General features: G+C 55.0%; 21 protein-coding genes. 13 read left to right on the plus strand and 8 right to left on the minus strand.

Annotated features, from left to right (window positions below; translation table 11 throughout):
* Positions 1-12: 12 nt before the first annotated feature.
* From GOX66_RS12475 to GOX66_RS12485, 3 genes are read left to right on the plus strand one after another with little or no spacing between them, the layout of a single operon-like run.
* Positions 13-1,026, plus strand: a complete 1,014-nt coding sequence (locus GOX66_RS12475; protein WP_170763067.1) for a fatty acid desaturase — start codon at positions 13-15, stop codon at positions 1,024-1,026.
* Positions 1,007-1,318, plus strand: a complete 312-nt coding sequence (locus GOX66_RS12480; RefSeq protein WP_170763068.1) for a non-heme iron oxygenase ferredoxin subunit — start codon at positions 1,007-1,009, stop codon at positions 1,316-1,318. Before GOX66_RS12475 ends, GOX66_RS12480 begins: the two co-directional genes overlap by 20 nt.
* Positions 1,319-1,323: 5 nt before the next feature.
* Positions 1,324-2,586: a M24 family metallopeptidase gene (locus tag GOX66_RS12485; protein ID WP_170763069.1), complete on the plus strand. Its 1,263-nt coding sequence runs from the start codon at positions 1,324-1,326 to the stop codon at positions 2,584-2,586.
* Positions 2,587-2,795: 209 nt separating this feature from the next.
* Here the strand turns inward: GOX66_RS12485 and GOX66_RS12490 are convergent, their stop codons facing one another.
* The 4 genes from GOX66_RS12490 to GOX66_RS12505 all read right to left on the minus strand — a co-directional run bounded on the left by GOX66_RS12490 (position 2,796) and on the right by GOX66_RS12505 (position 5,684).
* Positions 2,796-3,119, minus strand: a complete 324-nt coding sequence (locus GOX66_RS12490) for a 2Fe-2S iron-sulfur cluster-binding protein (protein WP_170763070.1) — start codon at positions 3,117-3,119, stop codon at positions 2,796-2,798.
* 2 nt (positions 3,120-3,121) lie between these two features.
* Positions 3,122-3,523: a hypothetical protein gene (locus GOX66_RS12495; protein WP_170763071.1), complete on the minus strand. Its 402-nt coding sequence runs from the start codon at positions 3,521-3,523 to the stop codon at positions 3,122-3,124.
* Between the two features lie 432 nt (positions 3,524-3,955).
* Positions 3,956-4,417, minus strand: coding sequence for a hypothetical protein (locus tag GOX66_RS12500; RefSeq protein WP_170763072.1), 462 nt, complete (start codon positions 4,415-4,417; stop codon positions 3,956-3,958).
* A gap of 16 nt (positions 4,418-4,433) precedes the next feature.
* A complete protein-coding gene (locus tag GOX66_RS12505) occupies positions 4,434-5,684 on the minus strand; it encodes an MFS transporter (protein ID WP_170763073.1) in 1,251 nt (416 codons plus the stop codon).
* Between the two features lie 310 nt (positions 5,685-5,994).
* Here GOX66_RS12505 and GOX66_RS25625 point away from each other — a divergent pair, with 310 nt between their 5' ends.
* Both GOX66_RS25625 and GOX66_RS25630 read left to right on the plus strand, forming a co-directional pair.
* Positions 5,995-6,279, plus strand: a complete 285-nt coding sequence (locus tag GOX66_RS25625; protein ID WP_214652633.1) for an MFS transporter — start codon at positions 5,995-5,997, stop codon at positions 6,277-6,279.
* 123 nt (positions 6,280-6,402) lie between these two features.
* Positions 6,403-6,810 carry an MFS transporter gene (locus GOX66_RS25630; RefSeq protein WP_214652636.1) on the plus strand — a complete coding sequence of 136 codons (408 nt, stop codon included), beginning with the start codon at positions 6,403-6,405 and terminating at the stop codon, positions 6,808-6,810.
* Between the two features lie 255 nt (positions 6,811-7,065).
* Here GOX66_RS25630 and GOX66_RS12515 read toward each other — a convergent pair whose 3' ends face one another.
* Positions 7,066-7,989: an alpha/beta hydrolase gene (locus GOX66_RS12515; protein ID WP_170763074.1), complete on the minus strand. Its 924-nt coding sequence runs from the start codon at positions 7,987-7,989 to the stop codon at positions 7,066-7,068.
* Between the two features lie 545 nt (positions 7,990-8,534).
* On the opposite strand from GOX66_RS12515, the gene GOX66_RS12520 reads away from it, so the two are divergent.
* The gene (locus GOX66_RS12520; RefSeq protein ID WP_170763075.1) at positions 8,535-9,803 is read left to right on the plus strand and encodes a phosphatidylserine decarboxylase family protein; all 1,269 of its coding nucleotides are present in this window, start codon (positions 8,535-8,537) and stop codon (positions 9,801-9,803) included.
* Between the two features lie 10 nt (positions 9,804-9,813).
* On the opposite strand, the gene GOX66_RS12525 is transcribed toward GOX66_RS12520, so the two are convergent.
* Complete coding sequence (locus GOX66_RS12525) at positions 9,814-11,331, minus strand: basic amino acid/polyamine antiporter (RefSeq protein ID WP_170763076.1); 1,518 nt, start codon at positions 11,329-11,331, stop codon at positions 9,814-9,816.
* Between the two features lie 730 nt (positions 11,332-12,061).
* Here GOX66_RS12525 and GOX66_RS12530 point away from each other — a divergent pair.
* Positions 12,062-12,931, plus strand: coding sequence for a bifunctional allantoicase/(S)-ureidoglycine aminohydrolase (locus GOX66_RS12530; protein WP_170763077.1), 870 nt, complete (start codon positions 12,062-12,064; stop codon positions 12,929-12,931).
* On the opposite strand, the gene bhcR is transcribed toward GOX66_RS12530, so the two are convergent.
* The gene (gene bhcR / locus GOX66_RS12535; protein ID WP_170763078.1) at positions 12,912-13,760 is read right to left on the minus strand and encodes an HTH-type transcriptional regulator BhcR; all 849 of its coding nucleotides are present in this window, start codon (positions 13,758-13,760) and stop codon (positions 12,912-12,914) included. The two genes, GOX66_RS12530 and bhcR, sit on opposite strands and share 20 nt — an antisense overlap.
* A 169-nt stretch (positions 13,761-13,929) precedes the next feature.
* Here bhcR and bhcA point away from each other — a divergent pair, with 169 nt between their 5' ends.
* From bhcA to GOX66_RS12565, 6 genes are all read left to right on the plus strand, one after another.
* On the plus strand, positions 13,930-15,120 hold the full coding sequence (gene bhcA, locus GOX66_RS12540) for an L-aspartate--glyoxylate aminotransferase BhcA (protein ID WP_170763079.1): 1,191 nt from the start codon (positions 13,930-13,932) through the stop codon (positions 15,118-15,120).
* Entirely contained in the window at positions 15,120-16,088 is a 969-nt protein-coding gene (bhcB, locus tag GOX66_RS12545) for a beta-hydroxyaspartate dehydratase BhcB (protein WP_170763111.1), read from the plus strand. Before bhcA ends, bhcB begins: the two co-directional genes overlap by 1 nt.
* Before the next feature lie 42 nt (positions 16,089-16,130).
* The gene (gene bhcC / locus GOX66_RS12550; RefSeq protein ID WP_170763080.1) at positions 16,131-17,294 is read left to right on the plus strand and encodes a 3-hydroxy-D-aspartate aldolase BhcC; all 1,164 of its coding nucleotides are present in this window, start codon (positions 16,131-16,133) and stop codon (positions 17,292-17,294) included.
* 116 nt (positions 17,295-17,410) lie between these two features.
* Positions 17,411-18,376 carry an iminosuccinate reductase BhcD gene (gene bhcD, locus GOX66_RS12555; protein ID WP_170763081.1) on the plus strand — a complete coding sequence of 322 codons (966 nt, stop codon included), beginning with the start codon at positions 17,411-17,413 and terminating at the stop codon, positions 18,374-18,376.
* Entirely contained in the window at positions 18,376-18,900 is a 525-nt protein-coding gene (locus tag GOX66_RS12560) for a peroxiredoxin (protein ID WP_170763082.1), read from the plus strand. The genes bhcD and GOX66_RS12560 overlap by 1 nt, the downstream gene beginning before the upstream one ends.
* A 91-nt stretch (positions 18,901-18,991) precedes the next feature.
* Positions 18,992-21,271, plus strand: a complete 2,280-nt coding sequence (locus GOX66_RS12565; protein ID WP_170763083.1) for an NADP-dependent malic enzyme — start codon at positions 18,992-18,994, stop codon at positions 21,269-21,271.
* A 144-nt stretch (positions 21,272-21,415) separates the two neighbouring features.
* On the opposite strand, the gene GOX66_RS12570 is transcribed toward GOX66_RS12565, so the two are convergent.
* Positions 21,416-22,840, minus strand: a complete 1,425-nt coding sequence (locus GOX66_RS12570; protein ID WP_170763084.1) for a uracil-xanthine permease family protein — start codon at positions 22,838-22,840, stop codon at positions 21,416-21,418.
* Between the last annotated feature and the right edge of the window lie 43 nt (positions 22,841-22,883).

The raw sequence follows: 22,883 nt of genomic DNA on the forward strand, positions 1-22,883 counted from the left end.
GAGGGTGTTTCTATGATTACCAATGCAAAGACATCCAATATCCACCTGGACAAAAAGGCGCTGAAGGCACTGATGCGCCGTAGCGATCGGCCGGGGTTGATCTATCTGGGCAGCTGGCTTGGCTTGCTGGCTTTCTGCGCCACGCTGGTCATGCTGTCCGTGGGCACATGGTGGATGGTCCCGACCCTGCTGATCTATTCCGGCATTTTCGCGGTACCAGCCTATGCACTGTCTCATGAATGCGCCCATGGCACGGCCTTTCGCACACGCTGGCTGAATGAGGCCGTCTTTTGGCTCACCTCCCTGCTTTATTACGAGGAACCGTTGCATCGCCGCTATTCCCACGCCAGCCACCACACCCATACGTGGATCGAAGGCGAAGACAACCAGATGCCCTTTGCCCCGATCCCGTTGACCTTTTCGGGCTGGGTCGAGGAAATCCTCGGGCTCGGACTGTACTGCCACCAGACGAAAATGTTCGTGTCGCACTCATTGGGCGTTTTCTCGGACGACGTAAAGCGCGTCACACCTGAAAGCGAACTGCCTCGGATGCAGCGCAATACGCAAATCTGCGTGGCGATCTACTTGGGTTTTGCGGCGATCAGCATCTGGTTCGGCTGGCTGTGGCCCCTGTGGCTGATCGTAATCCCGCGTGTGCTCGGAGGGCCGATCATGAACGCTTTCATACTGATGCAGCACGTGGAAATGGCGGAAAACCAACCGAATATAGTCCAATCCACACGCTCGTTCCGCACCAACTGGTTTTTCCAGTTCCTGTATTTCAACATGAACAACCATATCGAGCATCACCTTTACCCAACGGTGCCCTTCCACGCGCTACCGAAACTGAGTGAAGCGTTGACCGATCAGTTGCCCAAACCTGATGCGGGTTTTTTGAACACCCATTGGGAAGTTCTGAAGATCACTGTCCGGCGCTCGCTTGGGCATGATGACCGGTCAGACAAAATTCGCCAGGCATTCCCGGACACTCCAGCGGGAGAGACCAATGACACAGCAATGGCTTGACGCTTGTGCGACGGATGACGTCGATGACGAGGACCTGATAACGCTCGATCTGGGGGGACGGTTCGTCGCGATCTACAACACGCCCCAAGGGTTCTTTGCAACGGACGGGATGTGCTCGCATGAGGACGAACCTTTGGGCGACGGGCTGGTGATGGACGGCGTGATCGAATGCCCGCTGCATCAGGGCCGGTTCTGTGTCCGCACGGGAAAGGCGCTGAGCGCCCCGGCGGTTACCGATCTTTGCAGCTATGAGACCCGCGTCGAAAATGGGCGCGTCTTTGTAAAGGTCTGAGACCAGTGCGGTATGCTGATATGACGCTGGCACAGGCCGCCCGTATCACGCCCGTTGTCGGCATGACCGACACGTTGGAAATGATCGACCTGACCAAAATGCGCGCCTATCGGTTGCAAAGGCTGCGCAACGAAATGAAACGTCAGGATATGGGCGGCTGCGTCCTGACTTCGGTTTATTCGATCCGCTACGCCACCGGAATGCGTGACGCAGGCATCATGCAGAGCCATATTCCGCTGAGCTACCTGTTTGTGCCCGCCGAAGGCCCAACGGTCTACTTCGATGGCGAAACCGGCAAGAAAATCGCCCGCGGATTGGAAACCATCGACGAACTGGGCGATGAGGCGATCCAGATCAGCTATATGTTCGCCGGTCACCGCATGGATGAGATGATATATCGCTGGGTCAATCAGATCTCCGCCCTGATGCAACACCATGGCGGTGGCAGCACACGTCTGGGTGTCGAAAGCCCTGTACCGCAGGTGGCTGCCCTGTTTGCCGACAAGGGGTTGGATGTGGTGCACGCACACAAGGTGGTCGAGCCGGCGCGCGCCATCAAGTCCATCGAGGAAATCCTGTGCATGAACTATGCCATTGCCGTTGCCGAAGACGGCATGTGGCGCATGCGCGAAGCTCTGCGCCCAGGCCTCTCCGAGATCGAGCTTTGGTCGCACCTGTGGAAAGCCAATGTCGAGGCAGGTGGCGACTGGATCGAAGGGCGCTTGCTGGCGGCGGGCGACCGCACCAATCCATGGCTGCAGGAGGCCTCGGGACGCATAATCCGACCGGGTGAGCTGGTGGCGTTCGACACCGACATGGTCGGCCCGTTCGGGTATTCCGCCGACGTCTCGCGCACTTTGTTCTGTGGGTCGGGGCTCCCCAGCGATTACCAGCGTGAACTCTACTCCCGCGCTTATGAGGAAATTCAGCACAACCTGGACCTGATGAAGCCGGGGATGTCTTTCCGTGAAGTGACCGAGAAAGGTTTCAGGCAGCCCGAACAGTTTCAGGATCAGCATTACGCCGTGATGGCCCACGGAATAGGGATGTCTGACGAATGGCCCTGCATCTACTATCCGCAGGATGAGGCGCTGATTTATGACGGGACGCTGGAACCCGGCATGACGATGTGCATGGAAAGCTATGTGGGCGAAGTCGGCGGTGCCGAGGGCGTCAAGCTGGAAGAACAGGTGCTGATAACCGAGGACGGTTATGAGCTTCTGTCGAAATTCCCATTCGAATCCAACCTGTTGGGTCGTGAGATCTGACCCCGGACCACCACTGCCGGTTTTCCGGAGAGGCAAAGACCATGCAGGTCGATCTCAGATATCTGACGGATCCTTCTATGTCGCCGTCTAAGCGCCCGCAAAATGGTGGATCACTCCATTGACATTCTATTGGCCGAATTAACGCCGGTGTTGCGGCAGATCGAATGTCAGAAACCAGCCGATCTGCCCCATCTTTTACTCAACCCGGATTAGATCTGTTTCTCAGGCAGATGCACCACAAGCCCTTCCAATGCATCGGAGACAGTGATCTGGCAGGTCAGACGGGAGCGCGCGGGGTCGGGCTCCCAAGCAAAATCCAGCATGTCCTCTTCCATGCTATCGATGGCGGGCAGTTTCTCTACCCAGTCAGTATCGACATAGACGTGACAGGTCGAACACGCACAGGCGCCGCCACAATCTGCTTCGATTCCTGGCAAGTTGTTGTCGCGCGCGCCCTCCATCAAGGTCAAGCCGTTGGTAACATCAACGACATGCGCAGCTCCTGTATGCTCAATATAGGTGATCTTGGCCAAGCTCAGCCCTCCTTTTTGACCTGATCGGGAATTGGGGTCGCGACCGGATCGGTCGTGAAATACGCAATACGTTCCGATATGACGCCGGCGTCTCCAAACCGGATGATGGCCGCGCCCTGAAAATTGGTTCCGGTCACACGCCACCAGCACCACGCAGTTGCGGGATTCGCAGCGCTGACGGTGATGTCCGAATACTGCAGAAAGGGTGAAGGCACTTGCCCTCCGGCCAATTCCGCACCGGCGGCTTTAAAATCCTCGACAAATTGAACAAACTTATCACGGCAGATTCGTCCGGTCGCCGGATCGTCATAGAAGAAATCCGGGACAGTGGCGCTCAGGCTTTTCTCTGCGTCCCCGGTCCGCCAGCCCTCCAGATAAGTGTCAAGCCATTGCTGTGCATTCACTTTTGTCACTCCAGAACATATCAAGCCTGTAACACCGGGATCAGATCATCAACCTTGGCAGTGGAACCCAAGTTGGTGAGCGTCAATCCTGCGGCATTACTGTTTCAGCCCATTTCTGCCATAACATCACCGCAAACATTCAAGTCAATGATATTTTTCTACGACTTTCTTGTTATACCGTCTATTTATCTACGAATTCCCTATATACTGCAATAAAGACGAATGGGCGTTCGTAGTACCGGCCATAAGCCTTTGCGACGATGAACCCGCAATAACCCGCTGTCGCGCTTGTCGATTTTCGGACTGCCGAAAAAAGCGGCCCGAGCATCGATCTCAATTGTCTCGTTTATTCTCCCGCCGAATGAATCTGCCCCGTTCAGTGCATGTTGGATTGAACCGGGTGTACTGACCCATCGGCCAAGCTGATTTGAACTAGCGCCTTCTTTCCCAGCCTCTCTTCGCGCCGGCAAGAATTGCGGGCCCAGCTTCGGCGGTTGGAACAATTTCCATGATATCATTGTGGAACAGGGGCCAGAACTGTGCGCATATCCCGATGACCTCGGCCTTGGATGCCGCCTCAAGCAGCACGTAGCCTTCGGTGTTGCTTATCCATCCGGTAAACTTGACTGGGCTTTCCCCTTCTACCAGCTCGCTTGCATCACCAACCATGTCGGTCCAGGCGGCAATCTCGCCGTCGCGATCCTTTGGCCAGGCGGCGGCTGAACATGTGAAATGATTTATGTAGTAAGGCATTAGCGTCTCCTGAATTTTTCCGGCCTGCCCAGCGACACGCGCCATACAGGCTAAGAAAGCCGACGGTGGATCGGCCTTTGGCTTTTCAGTTACTCGTCGGAAGACTCTCCTTTTCTGGCTGAACCTGATCAGGACGGACACGGAAGCATCCGTGAATTTAGTGCTTAGGCACTTTGCCCAGTTTACGAATGGCCGGTGTCTGAAACAGAATTAACATAAATCCGATCGCGATGAGACAGCATCCAATCGCCAGAAAAAACGGCATCCGGGTGTCAATGTGCATCGACGTGCCGCCAACGGCGGTAATTGATCCGCTTCCCAACGCGTAGACGGCTACAGTCAACCCCATCACCCATCCTTGTTCCGTCGGCCCGACGCTACCGGAAAACAACGCCAGCATCGTCGGATACATGATCGCAAAACAAATGGTGATCGGAATAATGATGACATAAGACAGGCTGGCAATCGGATTGAGAATGAAAGCCAGAATGCCCGCTCCCATCCCGGCGATGGTTACGTAGAGCAAACGTATCTTGTCAAAGCGCTCGTGCAGAGGCGCAGTAAGGACACCGCTGCCAAAGGCCATCGCTCCGCCAAAAACAGTCAATGCCAGACTGTTTTGCAACGTGTCGAATTTGAACTCGATCAGCATGTATGTATCGAGAAAGAAGAAAAAGGCATTCAGACCCATCAATGCAAAGAGTAGGACCAGAGCCAACCTCAGAACAGTCGGGTTTTCCCGAACACGCCATAGATTGGTAAAGACATCGGTGAGGTGGACGTCGATTTTTTTGCGTTTGAAATCGGGTTCAAAAAAGAAACCCATGATCAATGCCATATTGATGAGTATCAGCCCGACCGCCGCGTAAAACGGTAACTGCGGCGAAGCGAGGGAACCTAGCAGCGCCTTATCGCTCAATATACCTGAGATCAGCGGACCGCCCAGCAACCCCAACGCAGATGCGGCCACAATCAGCCCCAGATTCTTTGATTTTTCCTGATCGTCGTTACTGATGTCGATCAGCGCGGCCTGCGCTATGGGTTGATTGGCAGTGGTAAATCCCGAAATAGCCCGACCCAGAACCAGCAACAGAAAGCTTGATGCGTAAAGCGAAACCAATGTCAGGGCATATCCGATCAAAGCCCCGGTGAGGCAAATTAGGATGCCGCGCTTGCGTCCGATGTAATCTGACATCTTAGCGATGAATGCCGCCCCCAAAAAATAGAACAGAAAGAAAACTGCAATCACCAGCCCGTATTTGAACTGCCTCATTTCGGCGCTGGTATCGTGCGGAAGAAACGACTGATCCGGGTCAAGCAGTATCGTGTTGAAAATGGGCAGAATAAGCCCGTAGCCCATCACATCAATGACAACGACAAGTAACAGCGAAAGGCGAGAAATGTTCATAACAATAGCCAAAATCCGCTCAGATCAATGCAGATAAGCTAACGTTACATAGCTGTATTGGCAAATTTGAACCTTCTTGAATTGACCAAAAGGATCGTTGAAAAATTGGCACACTTTGCCATCTCTGTGCCTTTTTTGAGCATCCCGGCACCCGGCCCTAAGGCCTGTTCTGTTGGGCAACCTCCCGATAGCGAGCCGTGTGTTATAAAAAACAGGCGAAACTGTTCGGGTTTCAATCTGCTGGAAAGCGTCTTGTTAACCGCCCCGCTCTGCGCAAGCATCACTCTCATTTATCAGAGGGTTTAGGCACGTGAGAACAGGGAAACTTTCACCGCGTTCCGTCGTGGCTGCAACAAGCGGCAATACGCTCGAATGGTATGATTTTACTGTTTATGGATTTCTTGCTCCGATCATTGGTCAAGTGTTCTTTCCTTCGGACGATCCGGTCGCAGCGACACGTTCGGCCTTTGCGGTGCTGGCAATTGGCTACGCGGCCAGAGCGTTAGGCAGTATTGTGTTTGGCCATATCGACGACCGATTGGGACGGAAACCGGCCCTGATCCTGTCGGTGCTGATCATGGGCGGGGATCTCTGACGATTGCCTGCCTGCCAAACTTTGACCAGATCGGGATTTCAGCGGCAATTCTGCTTGTTGCAGTCCGCATTCTGCAGGGCATAGCCGTTGCCGGAGAATACACAGCCTCCGGCGTTCTGATCGTTGAACAAATACGGGCTCAGGACCCTGTTTCTTGCAGCCGCCCTTGCGTCAGTGTTTTTTGCCGCGCCGCTCTGGGGTTTGATGCACCAGAAATCGCTGTTGCAAGTCTATCTTGGTCAACTGGGGCTTGCACCCATCAACGGTGTAGCCTGGGCATTGTCGGTCACCGTTCTGACGTCGATAGCTCCGCCTCATCAGCGGGTCAGCACCGTCGCGCTCGGGTATAATTTGTGTATGGCGATCTTTGGTGGCACGACTGCAATGATTGCGACCTATCTGGTAGATCGTACCGGAGATGACTACGCTCCGGTCTATTACATGGTGGTCGCAGCCCTTGTGTCGATACCGGTGATCTGGAGAATTCCCAAACTGCTTGCCGCATCAGGACCATCGCAATCGAACTCATAAGCAGACACATTCCAGACTTTCATCGTGTCACCTCAAACCGCGTTGCAGGCTGTCGTTTCCGACACAGAGGCAATCACACCGGGAAATGTGGCAACGGCACTTGCCAGCGGCGCGAGGCTCCGGTGATTTTGGCGCAAAGCCCGTTGGAATATTGAAACAAAGCCATGATGCGAATAGTGAACATTGGCGACCTGAAAAAACCTCAGTCCGCGCAAGTATTTTTGTGAGCTTTGCACAGAGACCGTTTACTTCCGGTCAGGTCAGCAAAGCCAAGTCCTTTCCGGTCGTCTTTTTTCGGGTTGGCATTGTCTTTGCGCCTTTGCCATCAATCGTCAGTGCGAGATCCCTGTAAAAACCGTCATTGTCGAACCACCAACGGTGCGAGTAAATTCTGGACCGCTTAGGTTTGGGAACGTCGCGCTTGTATTGCTCGTTGCAATAAATGTCCCAATGACCTTTTGTCGTGAGATCTGGCATTCCGGCATGACCCGCGCGATCGCGACCGCCATTTATCAGCCCGCCAGACAGTGCCAAAACCTTGTCCCGCCCGCTGTAGTAATTCGTGAAACGTTTGCTACGTTTCTTGAGAACCAAACCACCCCATGCCCCTTTCTCAAGCCAGGCTGAGTCCACATCGGCCGAGGCGAACATGACCTGATCCGCACCCCAGTTGTTTCCTGGCCCAGCGGAATCCCCAAAATCGGAAAAGGCGCGCAATACAACCAATGCCCCCATGGAATGCGCGATGATGTGAATCTTTGGACGCGGGGACATAGCCAGCAGAGGCAACATGCCGTCACCTACCAGATGTGGAGCGACGGCTTTGGCGTCTGAACGATCGCGATCATAGGCATGCACGGATCCGTCGCTTGGCCAGTCAAAGGCCACTACGGCGCCCTTGAAACCATTGGACCTGACGCCAGCCTCGATCTTTCCCAGCCGGTCCAGCATGCCTTTTTGAGTTGTGTTAAACCCGTGAACGTAGATCAGCACTTCTTTGTCGCCGCCTTGCTGGCGCACCAGATCAAGCCACTTGGACTTTTTGACAATGCTTCCCTTTCGGACCTGCCCGCCCGAACTGGTTTGAGTGATATTGACATATCGCGTTTTTGCGGCGGGCTTTATGGTAAATTTCTTTTTTGAAGCATTATAGGTGCGACGGGAAAAGAACAGGGCCATCCGGGCAACTCCTTTTGAATTAATCCGCCAAGTCTGCCACGGATTTCCGTTTCTACAAAGAATTCGGCCATGGCACGGAAAGCCAATAGCCCAGATGCCTCTCGTGTGCTGTGCTTGAGAAAGGATGGCTAACAAACGTAAACCCAGTTCACGAGGCCTTTAAGACTAGCTTGATTTCAGGATGACCATAATTGGCAATTCGGTCCGCATCGTGAAATCAGGCGCAAACCATGGACCCTGATTGGGAATTGCTGACTTTGGCTTAAACCAGGTTTCTTGAAGTTTACTTCGGTGGATATTTTGACCAAACGCTATTTTACATCTGCCAGTTTCAAATTGTTGATCTTACCCAACCTCAGCGCCAAAGGGGCAGTATAGGTTAGTTTTATAAATGAGGGTTGCTTGGGGCCTGTACTGCTAGCTCTCACCTTACACCAATCGAGAATAAGTCGATTATAGGTGCTAGTAATAACCTGCGACGCTTAGAATATGTATGATACTCAGTGTGGGCGTTGACTGCACAGTTGCCAGAAAAGGTTATTGATATGACTTCAAAAGATACTTCTGTGAATGTTCACTACAAAGTCGGCAAATGGTTGCCTTCGGATCAAGACGTGCTGGACGCCTGGTCTGCAAAGATTGCAGCAAAAGCCGAAGAAGACACCGGCCCCCTCTTACCATCCGTACAAAGACTCAAGAACCTGATCGAAACAGATGCTAAAGCTTATATGTTCTTTTCGCAGATGTTTCAGGAGGTTCCGGAAAGCAAGAAGACCTCGCCATCCGGCAAGCCACAAATTCGCGATTATGAGCACATGCTCAGGCTCTTCAATACGATCATGACGCACGCACCGGAATTCAATGAAAGCGGCCTGGTCGGATTTCCGTTCAACGCAATCCTGGACTGGTCGATGGCAAATGTTGGCGGCTGGGCCGGATTTCTGGACGAGAAAGTCGACACGCATTTGCGTGATATGTTGAATGAATGGGCGGTATTCCTGCAATCGCCAGAAAGCACATTGGTTCTGAGTGACGATCCCAAATCAGGGTGGTTCGGCGCAGACGCGAAAAAAGCAATGCCCACATTCGCGGAAGATTTCATTTGCGATCCGTCGTTGCCTCATTACGGCTTCAAATCGTGGGATGATTTCTTCACACGCCGGTTCCGTGAAGGCGTTCGACCAATCGCCGCGCCCGAGGATGACGCTATTGTCGTGAACGCGTGTGAATCTGCCCCTTACCGTGTCGCTCGGGGTGTAAAGCTGCGCGATCAGTTCTGGATCAAGGCACAACGCTATGCGTTGCAGTTCATGCTGGACAACGACCCGTATGCGGACCGGTTTGACGGAGCTACGGTCTATCAGGCGTTCCTGAGCGCGCTCAGCTATCATCGCTGGCACGCACCTGTTTCAGGCCGGGTCGTTAAGACCCGGCGGATTGATGGAACCTACTATTCCGAAATCTTGCCAGAAGGATTGGACCCGGCGGGCCCAAATGAGTCGCAGGGGTATATTGCCGAGGTGGCGACTCGTGCTCTGATCTTCATCGAGGCTGACAACCCGGACATCGGCCTGATGTGTTTTGTTGCCATCGGGATGGCCGAAGTGTCGACCTGCGATGTAACGGTTTACGAAGGCCAGCATGTCCGGAAGGGCGATGAGATTGGGATGTTCCACTTTGGTGGCTCAACACACTGTTTGGTGTTCCAGCCGGGCGTCGATATTGACTTCGACCTGCATGGGCAGGATCCGGGACTGAACAGCACAAACATTCTGGTTAATCAGCGGATTGCGACCGTCGGACCTCGCAGGTAAAGCCGATATCTCAACCTGAAAATACCGAAGGCAAGCGTCCGTCAAACAACATCCAGACCGCGACGCCTGCCAGAAGAAGCAGACCTGACGCGACCAAGCCTTCGGTCTTCGAAAATGCGGCTTCTGAATCCGTTGCCGCCCGGCGAGCCCAATAAAACACGGGCAAACCGGCGGCATATATGACGGCCGCGGCCAACATGAACTGGATGCCGGCGGCATAGACCAGCCACAGACCGAAACCCGTCGCAAGAAGGCTTGTGACGAAAGCGGTGTTTTTTCCGAGTTTGGCAGTACTGGGATAGCTACCCGTCCAGATGACTTTCCAGAGAAAGACAGCAGACCCCAAATAGGCTGGCAAGATCACCACTCCGGTGATTGACAGCATCAGGCTCCACGCATTGTCAGCAAAATAGACAAGCACGATAGCAGCTTGCATGATCGCGGTCGAAATGATCAGCGAATTAGATGCAATACCTGCCTGGTTGGTTTTGGCAAAAAACTTTGGAAAGGTTCCGTCCTTCGCGCAAACCCAGGGCAGCTGCGCAACAAGCAACGTCCAGACCAGCCAGGAACTGAGCAGGGCGACGATAACGCCGACATTGACAAAGACCTCTCCCCAGTACCCGACTAGCGACATCATGATACCGGCGGTTGAAGGTGGTGCCATTGCCGCAAGCTGGCTCTGCGACATTACGCCAAACGGCACAACGGATATCAAAACAAAGATGACGGTTACAATGAAATAACCCAGTATAGTTGCCCTGCTGACGGTCTTGGCATCAGATCGGTCTGACATCACGACGGCGCATTCTATGCCAATATACATCCACAATGTCACCAGCATCGTGCTTTTGATCTGGTCCAGAAGGCTGCCCAAGGGCTTGTCCGGATGCTGCTGGTCAGCGGCGTTTCCCCAAAAATCCGATAAAATTAGCCCTTTACCCAACGAGAAATAAACGACGACTGCCAAGAACGCGGCAACAGGTACGAATTTGGCCACGGTTCCGATGCTGTTCAAAAGCGAAGCGCCTTTGACACCGCGCATCACAAGAAAACACAGGCCCCAAACTATCAGAGAAGATCCAAGCGTCGCCTGCCAGGTATTCCCATCCTCGAAATAAGGTGGGAAGAAATAATTCAGAGCGTCCATCAGCAAAACGGCATAACTGACATTGCCGAATGCGACCGATAGCCAGTATCCCCAGGCGATCAGGAATCCCGCCAACCTGCCAAATCCAGCGCGGGCATACATATAGATACCCGAAGTCATTTCGGGATGGATATCTGCCAGAACCTGAAAGCTGCGGGCTACGAAGAAAATGCCCAAACCGCTGATCAACCAAGCGATCAAAATGGCGCCAAGTGCTGCCTGCTCGGCCATGTTTTGCGGAATATTGAACACACCGCCGCCGAACATGGCGCTCACAACCAGCAGTGTCATGGCAAACAGGCCGAGTTTCTTAGGCGCCGACCTGTTTTGAGAATCGTCCTTTTGCACGCTAGAACTTGTGTTTGTTTGTACAGCCATAATTACTTTTTTTTCATACTGGGTCGAAATGGCCTTGTCTGGCTCAGGTCGCACAATGGAAGCAACGAATTTGGTTAAGTGTATGGCCTAGAGGCCAACAACGTAAACCATTGGATTTGAATCCATGCCCATCGCCTTTGTAAACTCTGGGCGAAAGCGGGGCTTGGTATTGCTCAGAGAACTTGCAGATCGGGCACGGAGTTACGGTTCCGTGCAACAGGTGTTAGAGGCCGGTCGCAATACATAGCCGACCTTGGTTTAATGCAATTTCAAAGGTGACCTCGCGGATAATGCCAGCCTTTTCTGTAGCCATTTGAAAATCAACAAAACACAAGCCAATCGTCGGCCAGTTCACCGACAAATGATGGGCTGGCGGTCGACGGTATTTCGTTCGGATTATGAGTTTCGCCAGATCTCTTCCGGGTCCCGGCGCAAAACGCCGCATGGAAATTGGACGAACACCACAAACAGGATGACATCCTTCGGATATTTCGCGCGCTTTAAAGAGACCATGAGCTGGCCTGCAACTTGATGGAACCGTATGTCACCCACTTTCTCATCCTGAGTGCGTCAATGGACGAAAAATCGCGACATAACCAATTAACCAACTCGTTTGGAAAATTCCGATTTTTCAAAACTTTTCGAATAGAGCTGTCGCATTTTTGCGGGTGGTCCACACTTTCTGTCCGGCGCATATTTCGTGGCACACGGTATTTCTTCAGGAGCTTACATGAGCACCAAGTATTTCGCGCCGCACGGGGGACTTCCCGGGCAGGACCAACTGTTGACTGACCGCGCTGTTTTTACGGACGCTTATGCCGTGATCCCCAAGGGCACGATGCGAGATATTGTGACCAGTTTTCTACCGTTCTGGGAAAATACGCGCTTGTGGGTAATTTCTCGTCCGCTGAGCGGCTTTGCCGAGACCTTCTCGCAATACATTATGGAAGTCGAAGCCGGCGGCGGCTCTGACCGGCCAGAGACCGACCCCGAGGCCGAGGGAGTTTTGTTCGTTGTCGAGGGAACCGCAACGTTAAACGTCGACGGCAATACCTATCAATTGACACCTGGTGGATACGCCTATTTGCCGCCCGCAAGTGACTGGACCCTGCGCAATCAAGGGGATGAAATCCTGCGGTTCCATTGGATTCGAAAAGCTTACGAAGCGGTCGAGGGGCTGGATACCCCCGATGTTTTGATCCTGAACGAAAACGACATCGCGCCGACGCCGATGCCCGGCACTGAAGGTAAGTGGGCCACAACGCGATTTGTCGACCCTAACGATTTGCGTCACGACATGCATGTCACGGTGGTGACCTTCGAGCCTGGCGCCGTCATCCCTTTCCTTGAAACCCATGTGATGGAGCACGGTCTCTATGTACTGGAAGGAAAGGCGGTCTACCGATTGAACAATGACTGGGTCGAAGTGGAGGCAGGCGATTACATGTGGTTACGCGCGTTCTGCCCCCAGGCTTGCTATGCAGGTGGTCCGGGTAAATTCCGGTACTTGCTCTATAAAGATGTGAACCGTCATATGGCGCTGCGACCAGGACCGGCCGCCTACCCGCAGCACCATCGCCTCAGGACAGCAGCGGAGTAACGGATCCGCCGATGGCCAGAGTTAGTTGATGAGCCGCCTCCATGACGGGGCGGCTTAGTCGTTCGATTTCGGCCACGCTGACCCGACTGGTGGGCCCGGAGACCGAGATTCCGGCGACCGCCTCCCGGTTGATGTCGAAGACCGGCGCTGCAATGCACCGCATGCCCGCGTTCTTCTCTTCGTTATCCACTGAGAATCCCTGCGCTCTGACGGTTGCGAGGTCCTCTTTCAGCGCCTCCGGATCGGTAATCGACCGATCCGTGAAGGCCTGTAATTCCACGGCGGCCAACAGCCGGTCCAACCTGTCTTCGTCCATGTGAGCCAGCAGCGCTTTTCCGATACCCGATGCATGCATTGGCGACAGCGTACCGGGCGGAAAGAACGCACGAATAGTCGCATGCGTTTCCACCTGGCTCAGGAAAAGCACAGATCCTTCTTTCTCGATGCCCAGGTTGGCCGTCTCGCCCGTGGCTTCCATCAGTTTGCGCATAACCGGTCTGGCCCGGTCTACAAGGCTGGTTCGGCGCAGAAAACGTGATCCAATAACGAATGCGCGGGGACCGATATGCCAGACCTGTTCATCGTGATCGAACTCAACAAGCCCCCTGCCTTCCAGTGTCACAAGGATGCGGTACACGGTGGCCGGGGATTGGCTCATTTCTTCGGATAGCGTGGTCAGTGCCTTGCCTTGCGCTTCGCTCAAATACTCAAAGACTTCCATCGCCCGATCGAGGGATTTGATCGTGTTCTGTGCTGTCTTATCATCCCATCCCCTTGGTCTTCCCCGGGCTTTTCGGCGGGATCCGGAGCCATTATCTTGAGAATCCATAAAAACCCTTTGATCATTTGTGAAAGAGGAATTCACCATATGAAAAATATAAGCCACTGACAACTATAAATTAAATCACCATCTATGCGTTTTGAAAGACATTTACAAAAATGTATCAGGTTGAACGGCTGGATCTTATTGTGTGGTCAACGACGGAAGGAGACCATCCATGAGCTTTCAAAACCCCGTTTTCATCCCGGGCCCGACCAATATCCCTGAAAGCCTGCGCAAGGCCTGCGATATGCCGACGATCGACCATCGCTCGCCGCTGTTTGGGCAGATTCTGCACCCTGCGCGTGAAGGCGTACGCAAAGTTCTCAAAAGCGACAGCGCCGAGGTCTTCATCTTCCCCTCAACCGGGACCGGCGGCTGGGAAACCGCTTTGACCAACACCCTGTCGGCTGGCGACAAGGTTTTGGCCGCCCGCAACGGCATGTTCAGCCATCGTTGGATCGACATGTGCCAGCGCCATGAGTTGAATGTCGAGGTTGTCGAAACCCCCTGGGGCGAAGGCCTGCCTGCCGATCGCTACGAAGAGATTCTGACTGCTGACACGAACCACGAAATCAAGGTTGTTCTTGCTACGCACAATGAAACGGCAACGGGCGTGAAGTCGGATATTGCTGCCGTGCGCAAAGCGCTGAACGCCGCCGGGCATCCGGCTATGCTGTTCGTTGATGGCGTTTCATCTATCGCGTCCATGGACTTCCGCTTTGACGAATGGGGCGTCGATGTCGCCGTCACGGGATCGCAAAAAGGGTTCATGCTGACAGCGGGTCTTGCCATTGTCGGCTTTAGCCAAAAGGCGATGGACGCAACCAAGACCGGCACCCTGCCCCGCACCTTTTTCGATGTGCATGACATGGCCAAGGGCTACGCAAACAACGCCTATCCCTACACGCCCGCAGTTGGCTTGATGAACGGCCTCAACCAGGCCTGTGATATGCTGCTGAGTGAAGGTCTGGAAAACGTCTTTGCCCGGCATCACCGCATTGCAGAAGGTGTCCGCGCCGCCGTAGGCGCTTGGGGGCTGGAGCTTTGCGCAGCCAACCCGTCGGTGTATTCTGACACCGTGAGCGCGATCCGCACGCCGAACGGCTTCAACGCGACTGACATCGTTACCCACGCTGCCGACAAATACGGTGTTGCCTTTGGCGTCGGCCTTGGTGAAGTCGCCGGCAAGGTATTCCGCATCGGACATCTGGGAAGCTTGACGGATGTCATGGCTCTGTCCGGGATTGCCACCGCTGAAATGTGCATGGCCGATCTGGGCCTGAACATCGAACTTGGTTCCGGCGTGGCCGCAGCACAGGAATACTATCGCGGTCATCCGGCGGCAGCTCAGAAGGACGCTGCATGATGAAGGATTGTAACATGTACATCCCTACCTATGAGGACATGCTCGCGGCTCATGATCGGATCGAGCCCTATATCCGTCGCACCCCGGTCCGTACGTCGGACTACCTCAATGAATTGACCGGGGCGCAACTGTTCTTCAAGTGTGAGAACTTTCAGGAACCAGGCGCCTTCAAGGTGCGGGGCGCCACCAATGCGGTGTTCGGCCTTGATGAGGAGCAGGCACAAAAAGGCGTTGCGACCCATTCTTCGGGCAACCACGCATCTTGCCTGTCTTATGCGGCGATGAAGCGGGGCATCCCGTGTAACGTGGTTATGCCACGCACAGCGCCGCAGGCGAAGAAAGATACTGTTCGTCGCTATGGTGGCAAGATTACCGAATGTGAGCCCTCAACTTCGTCTCGCGAGGCGACGTTTGCCGAAGTTCAGGCGGCCACGGGCGGGGATTTTGTCCACCCCTATAACGATCCGCGGGTGATCGCCGGACAGGGAACGTGTTCGCGCGAGTTCATAGAACAGACCGATGGTCTGGACGCGGTTGTCGCCCCAATCGGAGGTGGCGGCATGGTATCAGGCACCTGCCTGACATTGTCTACTCTGGCTCCTGAAACTGCGATCATCGCGGCAGAACCCGAACAGGCCGACGATGCTTATCGAAGCTTCAAGGCTGGCCACATCATCGCCGATGATGCCCCAAAGACGATTGCCGACGGACTGCTGGTCCCGCTGAAGGACCTCACCTGGCACTTCGTGTCAAACCACGTATCCGAGATCTACACCGCCTCGGAACAAGAGATCATCGATGCGATGAAACTGACGTGGAAGCACCTGCGGATCGTGATGGAGCCATCCTCGGCCGTACCGCTGGCCACGATCCTGAAGAACCCGGACGCTTTCAAAGGCAAGCGTGTCGGTCTGATCATTACCGGGGGCAATGTCGATCTCGACAAGCTGCCTTGGATGAATGCGTGACCGCTGACCAACAGACATCAATCCCGAAATAGGAATACGGAAATGAAAGATATGACCAATCTCGACAATTTCGAAGTAGGCTATGACATTCCGGCCAAGCCCGGAATGGATGCAGCAGATATCCAGACCCCCAGCCTGGTTCTGGATCTCGACGCGCTTGAGCGCAACATCAAAAAAATGGGCGACTATGCCAAGGCCCATGGCATGCGTCACCGCGTGCATGGGAAAATGCACAAATCTGTCGACGTGGCCAAACTGCAGGAGAAAATCGGCGGTGCTGTCGGTGTCTGCTGTCAGAAGGTCTCGGAGGCGGAAGTATTTGTACGCGGCGGCATCAAGGACGTTCTGGTATCAAACCAAGTGCGCGATCCCGCCAAAATCGACCGCCTTGCCAGCCTCCCAAAGCTGGGCAGCCGCATCATCGTTTGTGTCGATGATCTGGACAACGTTGCGGATCTTTCAGGCGCGGCGGTCGATCACGGCACACAGCTTGAGGTCTTCATTGAAATCGACTGTGGTGCAGGGCGTTGCGGTGTGACCACCACGCCCGAAGTGATCGAGATTGCCAAAGCAGTGGAAGCGGCCGAAAACCTGAAATTCACCGGCATCCAGGCCTATCAGGGCGCGATGCAGCATCTTGACAGCTACGAAGCGCGCAAGGAAAAACTCGATACCGCCATCGCGATGGTGAAAGACGCCGTTGAGGGCCTCAAAGCTGAAGGTATCGAATGCGAACTGGTCTCGGGTGGCGGCACCGGTTCCTACTACTTCGAGTCCAACTCGGGCGTGTACAACGAACTGCAATGCGGTTCCTACGCCTTTATGGATGCCGATTACGGTCGCATCCTGGACAAAGATGGCAACCGGATCGACCAGGGCGAGTGGGAAAATGCCTTCTTCATTCTAACCAGCGTCATGAGCCACGCCAAGGCTGACAAGGCAATCGTCGATGCGGGCCTCAAGGCTCAGTCGGTTGACAGCGGTCTGCCGGTCGTCTTTGGCCGCGATGATGTCGAGTATATCAAATGTTCGGACGAACATGGCGTCGTCATGGATCCGAATGGGGTGCTCAAGGTCAACGACAAGCTCAAGCTGGTGCCGGGGCATTGCGACCCGACCGCAAACGTACACGACTGGTATGTTGGCGTTCGCAACGGCAAGGTCGAATCCGTCTGGCCCGTATCCGCGCGCGGCCGCGCGTATTGATCCAACCTTACAAAGGTAGGGAGGTCCGGCTGGGAGGCAGCCGGACAGTCGCCCGTGTGTATGCTCTCCTTCCGGCGGTGGCACACGGGCGCACGAATGTTTGATTGGAGAAAGACATGCTGATCGTACCCGAGCGCGAAATCGCTGACCTGATGACCCGCCAAGCGGCCTTTGATGCCGTCGAAAAGGTCTTTGCTGCAATGGCGTCCGGCGACGCCTACAACTTCCCCGTCGTGCGCGAAGCCATAGGGCACGAAGATGCGCTGTATGGATTCAAGGGCGGGTTTGACCACGCAGGCCTGACGCTTGGTCTGAAAGCTGGCGGATACTGGCCGAACAACCTGGAAAACCGAGGACTGATCAACCACCAGTCAACCGTATTTCTTTTTGATCCTGACACTGGCAAACCTTCAGCAATGGTCGGCGGCAACCTTCTGACAGCCCTGCGCACTGCCGCAGCGTCTTCCGTGTCGATCAAACACCTTGCTCGCCCCGACGCCAAAGTCATCGGTATGATTGGCGCTGGCCATCAGGCGGCCTTTCAGCTTCGCGCGGCACTTGAACAACGTGTCTTTGAAAAGGTCATCGGTTGGAATTACCACCCCGAAATGTTGCCGAATATCGAGAAAGTCGCCAACGAAGCCGGTATTCCCTTTGAAGCGGTCGAGCTGGACGGCATGACAGGGGCGGATGTGATCATCTCGATCACCTCGGCATTTGCACCATCGCTGATGGCGGAGCATGTCAGCCCGGGAACGCATGTCGCCTGCATGGGGACAGACACCAAGGGCAAGCAAGAAGTGGAAGCGGCTTTACTGGCCAAAGCGAGTGTTTTCACGGACGAAGTCGCACAATCCATAATCATCGGCGAAGCCCAACACGCAGTGGCGCAGGGCCTGATCGAAGAAAGCGATGTGGCGCAACTTGGTGCGGTCATCAACGGTACAAACCCGGGCCGGACATCGGACGAGCAGATCACGCTGTTCGATGGTACCGGTGTGGGTCTTCAGGACCTCGCGGTCGCGGCATCCGTGGTTGATCTTGCCGTTCAGAAAGGGATCGCAATCGAGGTCGATTTCTGATGACAACTGGGTGCAACCTGTCTCAGCGCCTTGTCGGTGTACGCCTCCCAAGTGTGACGCTCATGGCGACCGACGGAAGCGACATCGACCTGTCAGTGCAGACGGGTTGCACCGTAGTTTACGCGTATCCCCGCACCAGCCCTGCAGATGGCGCGGCCATTCCGGGGTGGGCCGAAATCCCGGGTGCCAAGGGATGCACGCCTCAGTCCTGTGGTTACAGGGATTACCATCAGCAACTGAACGAGGCAGGGGCAGACCGGGTATTCGGGCTTTCCACCCAGGACACAGAGTACCAGCGTGAAGTCAGAGACAGGCTGCATCTGCCTTTCGAAATCCTGTCTGACGAAAACTTGAAGCTCCAGACCGCCCTGTCGCTACCGACATTCGAAGCAGGTGGAATGATACTGCTGGAGCGTTTCGCTATGGTCCTTCGGGATGGGCAGGTTTCACGCGTTTTTCATCCCATAGCGAACCCTGCCGGGAACGCAGAAACAGTTCTCAACTATCTCACCACCGGCGACTGAGAGTCGACCTGTCAAGCCAACGCGCTTGCCCCTGCTGCTTGCAGGCTGGTTCGACACGTTCGCGGTGCAACTTTGACTGGAGGAAATGAAAATGGCTTTGGACGGGTCCAAAAAGGACATCGAACGACAAGCTGCGCTGGATTATCACGAATTCCCCAAGCCGGGAAAACTCGAGATACGGCCGACAAAACCCATGGCGACGGCCCGTGATCTGTCGCGTGCCTATTCACCGGGTGTGGCCGAGGCATGCACCGAGATCGCGACTGATCCGACCCTCGCCACGCGTTATACGGCCAAGCGCAACCTTGTTGCCGTTATCTCGAACGGCACAGCAGTTCTTGGGCTCGGCAACATAGGGGCGCAGGCATCAAAACCAGTGATGGAAGGCAAGGCAGTACTGTTCAAAAAATTTGCCGGAATTGACTGTTTTGATATCGAGGTCGACGAAGCCGATCCGGAAAAGCTGGCAGATCTCGTGTGCCGTTTGGAACCAACTTTTGGCGCCGTAAATCTGGAAGACATCAAGGCTCCGGATTGTTTCACTGTCGAACGTCTCTGCCGCGAGCGCATGGGCATTCCGGTATTTCATGACGATCAGCACGGCACTGCCATCGTGGTTGCTGCTGCCGCCCAGAATGCGTTGCGCATCGCGGGCAAACGGCCCGAAGATATTCGGATCGTGGCGCTTGGCGCTGGCGCGGCCGGTGTAGCATGCCTGACGATGCTCAACAAAATGGGTGTTCCGCTCGAGAACATGACCGTGTTTAACCGCTCGGGCGTACTTCACCGAAACAGTGAAAACCTTGCACCCGAACAGTCGGTATTTGCCAACGCGGTCGAAGGCACGACGCTGGAGCAAGCGCTGACCGGCGCAGACATGTTCCTGGGCCTGTCCGGTCCGGGCGCGCTTGCCGCGGATCTGGTTCAAAAAATGGCGGAAAACCCGATTATCTTCGCGCTGGCGAACCCGATACCTGAAATTATGCCGGAAGAGGCCCGGGCAGTGTCCCCCGGCGCCATGATCGCGACCGGCCGATCGGATTTTCCCAATCAGGTCAATAACGTTCTGTGCTTTCCCTTTATCTTTCGCGGGGCACTGGACGCCGAGGCCAAGGAAATCAATGATGCCATGAAACTGGCCTGCGTTGATGCGATCGCGTCTCTGGCCCGCCAGACCACGTCAGCGGAAGTGGGTGAAGCCTATGAGGGCGAAAAGCTGACATTTGGTCCGGAATACCTGATCCCCAAACCCTTTGACCCTCGCCTTTTGCCGACAATCGCCGTTGCAGTTGCAAAAGCTGCGATCGATTCCGGAGCCGCCAGTCGCGAACTGGATCTCGATGCATATCATCAGACGCTTGAGGCCGAGGTTTTCAAGTCGTCTCTGATCATGCGCCGCGTGTTCGAAGCCGCACGGAAGTCAAAGCGCCGGATCGTCTTTGCCGAGGGTGAGGATGATCGTGTCCTGCGGGCGGCACAGGCCCTGGTGGAAGACGGCGTTGACACTCCCATCCTTGTCGGTCGGCCCGATGTCATCGCTCAGCGCCTTGAACGGGCGGGAATGAGCATCACGCCAAATGCTGATTTTCAGATCGTGAATCCTGAAAATGATGAACGCTATCGTGACTATTGGCAGGCCTATCACGCCCAGATGCAACGTCACGGAGTCACGCCGGATCTCGCCAAGGCGATCATGCGCACAAACACGACAGCGATCGCAGCTACGATGGTTCATCTAGGAGATGCTGACAGCATGGTTTGTGGCTCGGTCGGCCAGTATCACTGGCACCTGAACTACGTTACACAGATGCTGCAAACGGACGAATTGGTACCCGCGGGGGCGTTGTCGCTGGTGATCCTTGATGACGGGCCTTTGTTTGTCGCGGATACCCATGTCAATGTCGAACAAACGCCCGAAACTCTGGCCCGAACAGTTATCTCCGCCGCGCGGCATGTTCGACGGTTTGGGTTGGAACCACGCATTGGTCTGTGCTCGGGCTCTCAGTTTGGCAATCTCGATTGTCGGTCCGGTCGCATCATGCGCGCAGCGTTGGAAATTCTGGACAGTGAACCCCGTGAATTCGAATACGAAGGAGAAATGCACACGGATGCGGCCCTCGATCCGGAACTGCGCGGGAGGCTCTTGCCCGGCAATCGGCTGACCGGGCGCGCGAATGTTCTGGTTTATGCCAACACGGATGCGGCCGGGGCTGCTCGAAATCTGTTGAAAAGCGCAGCCGAGGGTCTGGAGGTTGGCCCGATCCTGATGGGCATGGGCAATCGCGCCCACATCGTGACCCCAGGCGTGACGCCGCGTGGTTTGCTCAATATCGCGGCGTTAGCCGGAACGGACGTATCAACCTACGGCTAACACAATGGCCTGATCGGTTCGAAACCGCCCGGTCAGGCTGAGTTCCCAATCTCGGCGAATGGGTTTCGGCAAAGGAAAAGCGGCGTGTTAGGGCACGCCGCTTCGTTTGTTTGCAGTGACACTTAGAAAGCCACAATCAGCCAATCAGACGTGATCGTCATGTCCAATGGACCCCAGACCGTGACCTGCCATGCCACCTGAAACTTCTTCCGTTGCTTCGTCCGAAAGTTCCTCAGGTAGAACCAGGTTCAGGATAATAGCAATGACCGCAGCGGGCAGGATACCCGACGTGGCCAGAACCTTTAATGTGCCGGGCAGATACTGTAGGGCACCGGGCTCTAACTGCAAACCCAGACCAAGGCTCAGGGAAATTGCAAAGATCACCATGTTGCGCCGGTTCCAGTTCACGTCCGACAGCATCGAGACGCCCGCCGCAACCACCATGCCGAACATCACGATCACACCGCCGCCAAGAACCTCAATCGGGATCGACGAGATAATCGCACCAATTTTGGGAATAAGCCCGCAAATGATCAGGAAGATTGCACCGATTGTAACGACCATGCGGCTCATAACCCCGGTCATGGCAATCAATCCGACATTCTGGCTGAACGATGTATTCGGCAATGCACCAAAAAGACCTGAGATCGCGGTGCCTATACCATCGGCATAGGTCGCGCCCTGAATTTCCTTGTCGGTCGCTTCACGACCGGCACCGCCCTTGGTGATACCGGATACGTCCCCTACGGTTTCGACGGCCGAAACAAAGGACATTGCACAGAAACCAATGATGGCCGCGACCGAAAACTCGATACCAAAATGCAGCGGGTTCGGCAGCGCAAATGATGCCGCGTTGCCGACGTTGCCCAAGTTCACCTGGCCAAGTGCAAATGCCACTGCGTAACCAACCAACAGGCCGATCAGAACCGCCGATACAGACAACATGCCCCGCGCAAAGAACTTCAGGCCAAGCGTGACCACGATCACGGTGCTGGCCATGAACCAGTTCAGGCCAGAGCCGTATTCCTCGGTTCCGATGGCAGGAACGCCGCCGGCGGCGTACTGAACGCCCACTTTAACTAACGCCAATCCAATCATAGTCACCACAAGGCCCGTGACCAGTGGCGGAAGTGCAAAGCGAAGGCGGCCGATGAACAACCCGAGGAACGCGTGGAACAGGCCCCCGACGACAATGCCGCCCATCAGGACAGCAATGGCATCAACGCCCTTTCCTACTACAAGAGGGATCATGATCGGGATGAAGGCAAACGACGTCCCCTGCACGATTGGCAGGCGGGCCCCAACAGGACCCACACCAACAGACTGGAACAATGTGGCGACGCCCGCAAAGAACATCGACATCTGGATCATGTAGATCATCTGCGGAAAATCGGGGCTGTTCGAGCCGAACCCAAATCCGGCCGCACCGCAAACGATAATTGCCGGCGTGACGTTGGACACGAACATCGCCAGCACGTGCTGAATGCCCAGTGGAACCGCTTTGATAAGCGGTGGCGAGTAATTCGGATCGCGGAGCTGTTCCGGCGTTCCGATGGATGCATCTGACATTATGTCTTTCCTCCCTTGAGATACGTCAACCGGCTCCTCTTCC

This window comes from Ruegeria lacuscaerulensis, assembly GCF_013031245.1.
Lineage (GTDB): Bacteria > Pseudomonadota > Alphaproteobacteria > Rhodobacterales > Rhodobacteraceae > Ruegeria > Ruegeria lacuscaerulensis_C.